Annotated in this window: 6 protein-coding genes and 1 pseudogene; 3 read left to right on the top strand and 4 right to left on the bottom strand. The window is 75.7% G+C overall.

The window, feature by feature from the left end; genetic code table 11:
- The first annotated feature begins 325 nt into the window (after window positions 1–325).
- From AOK15_RS01225 to AOK15_RS01215, 3 genes are all read left to right on the top strand, one after another.
- Entirely contained in the window at window positions 326–1,627 is a 1,302-nt protein-coding gene (locus AOK15_RS01225; protein WP_055511798.1) for an alpha/beta fold hydrolase, read from the top strand.
- A 160-nt stretch (window positions 1,628–1,787) separates the two neighbouring features.
- The gene (locus AOK15_RS01220) at window positions 1,788–2,075 is read left to right on the top strand and encodes a hypothetical protein (protein WP_055511757.1); all 288 of its coding nucleotides are present in this window, start codon (window positions 1,788–1,790) and stop codon (window positions 2,073–2,075) included.
- Window positions 2,076–2,078: 3 nt separating this feature from the next.
- Entirely contained in the window at window positions 2,079–3,113 is a 1,035-nt protein-coding gene (locus AOK15_RS01215) for an alpha/beta fold hydrolase (protein ID WP_055511755.1), read from the top strand.
- Window positions 3,114–3,925: 812 nt separating this feature from the next.
- On the opposite strand, the gene AOK15_RS01210 is transcribed toward AOK15_RS01215, so the two are convergent.
- The 4 genes and pseudogenes from AOK15_RS01210 to AOK15_RS01195 all read right to left on the bottom strand — a co-directional run.
- A complete protein-coding gene (locus tag AOK15_RS01210) occupies window positions 3,926–6,649 on the bottom strand; it encodes an AfsR/SARP family transcriptional regulator (protein ID WP_055511753.1) in 2,724 nt (907 codons plus the stop codon).
- A 69-nt stretch (window positions 6,650–6,718) separates the two neighbouring features.
- Window positions 6,719–7,753, bottom strand: coding sequence for an AfsA-related hotdog domain-containing protein (locus tag AOK15_RS01205; RefSeq protein WP_055511751.1), 1,035 nt, complete (start codon window positions 7,751–7,753; stop codon window positions 6,719–6,721).
- Between the two features lie 204 nt (window positions 7,754–7,957).
- On the bottom strand, window positions 7,958–8,278 hold the full coding sequence (fdxA, locus tag AOK15_RS01200; RefSeq protein WP_055511749.1) for a ferredoxin: 321 nt from the start codon (window positions 8,276–8,278) through the stop codon (window positions 7,958–7,960).
- Window positions 8,279–8,416: 138 nt separating this feature from the next.
- Window positions 8,417–8,785, bottom strand: a pseudogene (locus AOK15_RS01195) (hypothetical protein); the annotation flags it as partial.

Below are 8,785 nucleotides of genomic sequence, written 5' to 3'. Positions count from 1 at the left end.
CGCCGCCGTGTGCCGTGCGCGCCCGGCGGCCCCGCACGGCACACCATGCACGACGCACCCTGCACCTCGCGCCGCACACGGCACTCCACGCGCAGCGCTTAGCGTGGCGCAACCCGTGCGCCAGCAGGGCTTAAGGGACGGCGGCCAGGATCTCTCCGGGCGGGCCACCCGGCCGGGGGACATCCCCCGCTCCCGACCGGGCAGGCCCGCCCGCCGTACGACCGGACAGCCCCGCCCGCCGCCGGTACGACCAGGAAGGCCCCGAGCCCTCCGGCCGCATCCCCCGGGCATCGGACCCGCATCCCGGAGGAGACGGAGAACAGCGATGGACCATCTCGCGGAACTCAAGGAGTTCGCGCGGCTGCACGCCCGCGGCCAGGGCATCGGTGACCGCCAGGTCGCGGCCGTACTGCCGAGGATCGCCAACGACGAGCCGGGGCACCCCGCGTCGTGGGCCCGGGTGTGGACCGGAGAGGCCGACCGGCTGGCCGTCGCGGGCCGCCCCCTCGACGCCTGCCGGCACTACGCGCTCGCCCGTTTCCCGTACCACGGCGACGACGTCCGGCGCCGGGCCCAGGACAACTGCGTCCGCACCTTCGACGACTGGCGCCGCCGGCGCGGCGTCGAACGCCTGGTCCTCGACCACCCCGACGGCACGGTCGCCTGCTGGGCGAGCGGACTCGACTCCCGCCGCCGGCGCCCGCTGCTGCTGGTCATGGGCGGCATCGTCAGCGTCAAGGAGCAGTGGGCGCCCCTGCTGCCCCGGCTCGCCCGCCTCGGCTGGGCGGCCGTGGTCGCCGAGATGCCCGGCGTCGGCGAGAACACCCTGCGCTACCACGCGGACTCCTGGCGGCTGCTGCCGTTCCTGATGGACGAACTCGCCGGCCGCGCCCGGGTGACCGACACCTCCGTCCTCGGCCTCAGCTTCAGCGGCCACCTGGCGCTGCGCGCGGCGGCCGAGGACCCGCGCATCCGCTCCGTCCACACCGTCGGCGCCCCCGTCGCCGGGTTCTTCGACGACCCCGACTGGTGGCCCCGGGTCCCCGGGATCACCGTCGCCACGCTGCGCCGGCTCACCGGCGCCCCCGACGACGACGCGCTGCGGGCGCTGCTCGCCGACTTCCCGCTCGGGCCGGACGTCCTGGGCGCGGTCGACATCCCCGTCGGATACGTCGTCAGCTCGCGGGACGAGATCATCCCGCCCACCGAGCGGCAGCTGCTCGGCGCCACGCTGCCGCGGGTGCGCTTCAAGGAGTTCGACGACGTCCACGGCTCCCCCGCGCATCTGGGCGCCATGCGGAAGTGGCTGATCGCGTCCCTGCTGCGGGCCCGCCTCACCCACCGGCTCGGCGGCCACCGCGCCCTGCCCGCCACCGGCGCGGGGCGTCGACGCGGTGTGTCCGGCGGCGGTGCGGCCGGTGTGTTCGGAGCCGGTGCGGCCGACGGCGGTGCGAGCGGTGTGTCCGGCCGGTCCCGCGCGGTCGGCGCCGGTGCGCCCGGCCCGTCCGGCGCGGCGCACCCGTCCGGCGCGGCGCACCCGTCCGGCGCGGCGCACCCGTCCGGCTCCGGAGCCGCGGGCCTGGCCGACGCCGTACCCCGTCAGCCGCGCCGGTCCCCCGTCGAGTAGAGCTCCGAGCAGAGCTCCGAGCAGAGCTCCGAGCAGAGCTCCGAGCAGAGCCCCGTACCCCTCCGCGGGCTCCCTCGCACCGGGCGCCGCCGCCGAACGGCGGCGGTACCGCGCCCCCTCCCGGTGCGCTTCCTCGCACACCTACCCAGAGGTGGCTGTCATGTCCTCCGTGCACACCCTCCGCGCTCCCTCCTCCCCGGCCCAGGCGCACACTCCCTGGCGGACGAGGAAACCCGGCCAGGCCCAGCCCTGGCGTTCCCTCACCTCCCTCGGCCTCGACCCAGACCCCGAGGGCGTCCCCGGCGACCCGGTCCTCTTCCGCGCTCCGCGCGTCCCCCTCCCCGGCCCCGCCGACACCGAGGCTCCGGGCACCCCGGACGTCGTCGAGTCCGCGCCGGTCCCGCGCCGCCCTGTCCGTGACCACCATCCGATCCCGCAGGAGGCCTGACCGATGGCCGACGACCCCTTCACCGCCCGTTCGCCCTTCCGGCCCAGCCGGCAGCCGGGGCGGCCCAGGCCGCGGGCGGTGGGCCGCAACGAGATCCGCGTCCGCACCCGTGAGCTGCACGGCTACCGCTTCGCCTACCGCATGGCCGGCAAGGGCGAGTCCGCGGTGGTGCTGATCCACGGCATCGGCGACTCCTCCGCGACCTGGGCCGACATCATCCCGGGTCTGGCCGCCCGGTACCGGGTCCTCGCCCCCGACCTGCTCGGCCACGGGGCGTCCGCCAAACCCCGTGGCGACTACTCTCCCGGCGCGTACGCCAACGGGCTGCGGGACCTGCTCAGCGCGCTGGGCATCGAGCGGGCCACCCTCGTCGGCCACTCCCTCGGCGGCGCGGTGGCCGCCCAGTTCGCCTACCAGTTCCCCGAGCGCACCGAGCGGCTGGTCCTCGTCGGCAGCGGGGGCATCGGCCGCCAGGTCTCCCCGCTGCTGCGGGCCGCCACGCTGCCCGGCGCCGAACTGCTGCTGTCGGCCTTGCAACTGCCCACCGTGCGCTGGCAGTTGCAGATGGCCGTGCGGATCATGAAGACGCTGAACACGGGGCTCGGGGTCGACGCGCCGGATCTGCTGCGGGTGGTGGACGCCCTGCCGGACGCGAGTTCGCGCAGCGCGTTCGTCCGGACCCTGCGGGCCGTCGTCGACTGGCGGGGCCAGGTCGGCACGCTGCTCGACCGCTGCTATCTGACGCAGGGCATGCCGACCATGCTGGTGTGGGGCGGACGCGACATGGTGGTTCCGGCCCTGCACGCGGGCCTCGGCCATGTGTCCATGCCGGGCAGCCGGCTGGAGATATTCGAGGACGCCGGGCACTTCCCGTTCCACACGGATCCGGAGCGCTTCCTCGGTGTGCTCCACGACTTCATCGGCCGCACCCGGCCCGCCCGGTTCAGCCCCGAGGAGTGGCGGCAGCTGCTGCGCACCCGCCGCGCGCAGGCCCGCACCCGGGGTGCCCGTCCCCTCCAGGGGCGGGCCACCGGCTGACGGCCGGCCACGCGGGGGACCGGAGTGGAGAACCGAACCCCCGCCACTGCCGTCGCCGGCCGTCCGGGAGCCGCGTGCAGGACGTCACGCGGCTCCCCCCGGCCACGACCGCGACGCGGCCTGCCGCCGGTTAGGACCGCGACGCGGCCGAGGCCGGCCACGACGGTCACGCGGCCTCCCGGCTACGACCGCGACGCGGCTGCCGCCGGTTAGGACCGCGACGCGGCCGAGGCCGGCCACGACGGTCACGCGGCTCGCCTCGGCTACGACCGCGACGCGGCTCCTCCCGGCCACGACCGCCACGCGGCCGAGGTGTGGCGGCAGCGGGCGGCGCGCGGCCCACGCGCGGCGGGACGACGCGGCGAAGACCAGCGCCACCAGCACCGTGCACTGACCGGCTACGACTGTCACTCGCCGCCGGGGGCTACGACCGGTCACGTGGCCGACCCCGGCCACAACCGCCACGCGGCCGACGCCGGGACAACCGCCACGCGGCTGACGCCGGTTACGACTGCCACGCGGCCTCCCGGCCACGCCCGCCACGTGGCCGACCCCGGCCACAACCGCCACGCGGCCGACGCCGGGGACGCGTCATGCGGTCCTCGCCGGGGAGCAGGCCGTACGGCTCCTGCCGGGGAACGGGGCATACGACTCACGCCGGGGGTGACGCGTGCTCCCGTCGGGAGCTGTCACCCCACTCCCGGCGGGGACGACCTCGCACAGCTCCCTCGGGGGACACCCTCACGCAGTTCCTGGCAGAGACACCGTCGGGCCGCCCCCGTCAGGGACGACCTCACGGCGCTCCCGCCGGCTCAGGCGGCCGTCGCCGTTCCGATGAGCCACATGCCGGGGCCCACCTCGACCGCGTGGCCGACGGGGGAGAGGCGGTGGGTGGGGTCCGGGGCCAGGCGGGCCGTGGTGCGGCGGACGTACTCCGTCCAGCGGCGGTCGCCGAGGCGTTCCGCGGCGCGCCCGCACTGCTCCAGCTGCCGCCGGGCCACGTCCACGCGGCCACGTCGCAGGTTGACCAGGGCGAGCCCCTTCAACGCGGCCACCTCGCCCCGCAGGTCCCCTTCGGCCGAGCAGAGCGCCAACGCCCGCCCGTACCGCCGTGCGGCGTGTTCCAGCAGGCCCTGGCCGAGCAGGACGTCGGCCGCGCCGATCCGGCAGCGTGCCACCCCGGTCCGGTCGCGGACCAGCTCGAACGCGTGCTGGGCGGCGGTGTGGTGGCGCAGCGCCCGGTCGGCCTGGCGGCGCTGCCAGGCCAGGTCGCCCAGCGCGTACTGGACGGCCGCCTCGGCCTCGGTGTTCCGGGCCCGCCGCGCGGCGTCCAGGGCGAGCCGGTGGGTCTCCTCCCACTCCTCCCACGCGGCGCGGGCGTGGAAGTATCCGGCGGCGCTGCCCGCGAGGTCCCACACCAGCGGCCACAGCCCCGCCGCGTGCGTCTGCCGTACCGTCTCCACCAGGCCCGTGGCCTCCTCGCGGAACCATCCCAGCGGACTCGCGCCGACGATCTCGGCCGCGTCCGGCGCGAGGTGCCCGGCGTCGGGCCGGGCCCGCCAGTTCCGTCCGGGGGCGAGCCGTTGGTCCGCGTACCGGGCGAGGCTCCCGTAGGCCCGGCCCAGCCGCTCCACGACCTCCCGACGGGTCCGGGCGGCGTCCGGCTCCGCCTCCCGCAGTTCGGTGGCCAGCACCCTCAGCAGCGAGTGGAAGCCGTAGCGGACGGACCGGCCGTCGGTGCGGGCCTCCAGCAGCTGGGCCCGGACGAGTTCCTCCGCCGCCTCCTCGGCCTCCGCCGGCCCGGTGCCCAGCAGGGCCGCGACGGTCCAGCCCGAGAAATCGGGGGCCGGCGCCAGGGACAGCAGCCGGAAGGCGCGCCGCAGCGCGGGCCCCGCCTCCTGGTAGCCCGTCAGCAGGCTGGAGCGCAGGTCGAGGTCGCCCTCGCGCAGCACACCGAGCCGGGTCCGCTCGTCACGCAGCCGGCCCGCCAGCGCGGCGGGCGTGGTGTGCGGGCGCGCCGTCAGGGCCGCCGCGGCCACGCGCAGCGCCAGCGGGAAGCAGCCGCACAGCCGGGCGATCTCGGCGACCGCCACCGGGTCCTGCGCCATCCGCTCGCCCCCGGCGGCGAGCAGCAGCTCCACCGCCTCCTCCGGCCGCACCGCGTCCAGCCGCAGGTGCTCCGCCCCGTCGAGGGCGGCGGCCCGGCGGCGCCCGGTGAGGATCACCGAGCCCTCCGTGACGGCCTGGAGCAGCGGCCGTATCTGCTGTTCGGACGCGGCGTCGTCCAGGATGAGCAGCATCCGGCGCCCGTGCAGGGCCCGCCGCAGCCGGTCGGTCAGCTCCTCCGGGTCGGTGAGCGGGACGCCGGGGACATCGTCGGTGAGCCGGCGCAGCAGGGCCGCGCCCGCCTGCGCGGCACTCAGCGGACGGCCCTGCGGCCCGCGCAGCCCGAGCAGCAGCCCGCCGTCGGGGAACAGGTCCGCCGTGCGGTGCGCGAGCCGCAGCGCCAGCGCGGTCTTGCCGACGCCGGCCGGCCCGGACACGGCCAGCACCCGTACCGCCGGCCGGCCGACGCCACCGCGCAGCGCCCGTTCCCCGTACGCCAGTTCCTCGTCGCGGCCGACGAAGCCGGGCGGCGCCGCGGGGAGCGTAGGGGCCGGGCCGGGCAGGGACCGCGGCCCGTCGGCCGGTCCCGCCGCCCGCCGGTGCGCGGCCGGGCGTCCCGGTGCGCCGGCGGCGCCGTCCGGGGCGTCGCCGTTCGCGGGGCGTGTGGTGCGGGGTGGCTGCCAGTCCAGGGAGGGCTCCCGGCGCAGGACGCGTTCGTGCAGCCGGGACAGGCCCGGGCTCGGCTCGACGCCGAGTTCCTCCACGAGGGAGTGGCGCAGCCGCCCGTACACGCGCAGCGCGTCGGAGCCGCGGCCCGTCCGGTACAGCGCCACCATGAGGTGTCCGTGCAGGGTCTCCCGCAGCGGATGCTCGTTGGCGAGGGCCAGGAGCTCGCCTGCGAGCTCCTGGTGGCGGCCCAGCCGCAGGTCGGCGACGATCCGCTGCTCCAGGACCTCCATCCGCAGCTCGTCCAGCCGGATGGCGGCGGACTCCAGCCGCACCCCGTGCGGGATCCCGGACAGGGCGGGGCCCGTCCACAGGGCGAGCGCCTCGTGCAGCAGTCCGGAGGCGCGGCCGAAGTCGCCCTCCTGGTAGGCGGCGCGGCCCTCGGCCCGCAGCCGTTCGAAGCACGGCAGGTCGAAGTCCCGCTCGGGAACGGCGAGGAGGTATCCGGGAGCGCGGGTCAGCAGCTCACCGGAGTGCGCGGAGCCGCCTGCCTCGGCGAGGACCTTGCGCAGCTGGGAGACGTACACCTGGAGGGTGGTGGTCGCGGTGCGCGGGGGTTCCGTCCCCCACAGCTCGTCGATCAGGCTGTGCACGGGGACCACCTCACCGGCCTGCACGAGCAGGGTGGCGAGCAGGGCGCGCGGTTTCGCGGCGGAGGGAGTGCGGGGCGACAGACTCACCGGCCCCAGTACCCGGAAACGCATCGGAGAGCTCCTTGATCATGAGAACGAGGGGAGAGGAGAGCGTCGGCCGGTCCGGGCGGCGGCGTACGGTCAGCAGTCCTGGAGGAGGACGGCCGAGGCGGTGCACAGGACTCGGCTGCCCTGGCTGAAGGCGAGCCGGGTGCGTACGGTGGGCCGGCCCGCCTCGTCGCGGACCGGTTCCTCCGCCACGACCGTGCAGGTCAGCGGAAGGTCGGCGTCCCCGAAGCCGCGGAAGGACGCCCGCCAGCGGGTCAGCAGGGCGTGGGCGGGCCGCAGCCCGTGCAGTTCGGCGGCGGCGAGCAGCGACGCCTGCCGGGACGCCTCCAGGAACACCGGGCCGGGGACATGGTCGCCGGGCACGGCCGTGAAGACCTCGTGGCCGGGATCGGCGGCCACGGGCAGCACGAACTCGCCGTAGGGCGCCCGCAGCGGCGGTCCCACGACGACGTTGCGCGGGTCCTCGCGCCCCACCGACTCCGGTGCCACGGCGGCCGGTTCCTCCTGCGTGACCACCGTCATGGAGGCCAGCGGGCGCACCACCGGAGCGGTGCTCCGCAGACTCTCCTGGCGCCCGACCTCACGGTGCGACCGGTACACCCCCGGCATCAGGAACTGAAGGCGCGCGGAAGCGCTCCCACAAGGGACACCGTCGATCGCCACGTCGCTGCGGCAGTCGAGGCCGCGCGGGACGCCGTTGACCACGTCCACGGGCGTCACGGTGAGGTCCAGCGTCAGATGGGCCGGCCGACCGGTGCGGCGCCACGGGGCCGGGTCGAGGACGTCGAGCCCGCTGGAGACGAACACCGCGGGGCGCTCGGTGGGCACCCGGAAGTACTGGTGGGCGACGAAGTGCGTCGCCTGGCGCAGGGTCTCCGCGATGTAGAGCAGATCGTGGAAGGTGCCCGGCCCGTCGGTGAACGTCCCGTGTTCCTGGGGCAGTTCGGCGGAGAGCGCGAAGTGCTGCTCCACGGGAGCGGCGGCGTCCAGCAGGAACCCCTCCGGTGTGACAGGTCTGTGCAGCAGGTGGAGCGGTGCGACCAGACCTCTGGCGTCCGGGACGGACGGGACGGACGGGGCGGGCTGAGAGGTGAAGGTGATGTCCATTGCAGCTCCTTCTGGGATGGCCGGCCCGGGATGCGCGTGGGGCGCGGCCGGCGCGCACAACGCCACAGGGCGGTGGCGAAAAGATTCCGCCACCGCCTCCACGGTGTCCTGGATCACTGGTATCGGCCTGTACCTGGCCTGGAACCGGGCTGGATCACCACGGAATCGGGCCATCCGGCGACCGGACACCGGGCGGTGCGAGGGTTACGCGGCCTGCGGGGAACGCGCGGCGACCAGGGGATGGTCGGCGGCGAGCGGCCCCGCCGCGCTCGCTCCGCCCGGCGACCCGAGTTCGGCGAACACCTCGGCGTCCGCGGTCCGGTACTCGCTCCACTCGGCCGGGACGTCGTCCTCGAAGAAGATCGCCTCCACCGGGCAGACGGGTTCGCACGCACCGCAGTCGACGCATTCGTCGGGCTGGATGTAGAGCTTCCTCGGCCCCTCGTAGATGCAGTCGACCGGGCATTCGTCGATGCACGCGCGGTCCTTGACGTCGACACAGGGCTGAGCGATCACATAGGTCATCTGGTGTCCCTCCCCGGGGGTACTGCGGTCGAACGGCGATGGTGTTGCGGTAACGGTGTTGCGGTAACGGTGTTGCGATGACGGTGCTGTGGTTCACGGGTTCCGCGGTTCACGGTCCTGCGGTGACGGATCCGCGGTTCACGGCCGGGTGGCCGTGGTGGAGCGGGGGCGCCGGGCGGAACGCCCGACCGTCCAGGTGTCGTTGCCGGCGAGGAGAGCGCCGAGGTCGCCCTTGCCCTTCGACGTGACGGCCCTGTCCAGTTGGTCGGCCATCTGTGTGTCGTAGACGGGTCGGTCGACGGAGCGGAACACGCCGATGGGGGTGTGGTGCAGGGTGTCGGGGTCGGCGAGTCGGGAGAGGGCGAACGCGGTGGTGGGGGAGGGGGTGTGGGCGTCGTGGACGAGGATGCGGGCTTCGTTGTCGGGGGTGACGGTGACGACCTTCAGATCCCCGGTCGTGTCGTCGCGGATGACGCCCCGGGTGCTGTCGGTGCCGAAGCGGATGGG

The organism is Streptomyces ossamyceticus (assembly GCF_001418475.1).
Lineage (GTDB): Bacteria > Actinomycetota > Actinomycetes > Streptomycetales > Streptomycetaceae > Streptomyces > Streptomyces ossamyceticus.
Note: the sequence above shows the minus strand (reverse complement) of the source record. Positions and strands in the feature narration are given on the sequence as shown.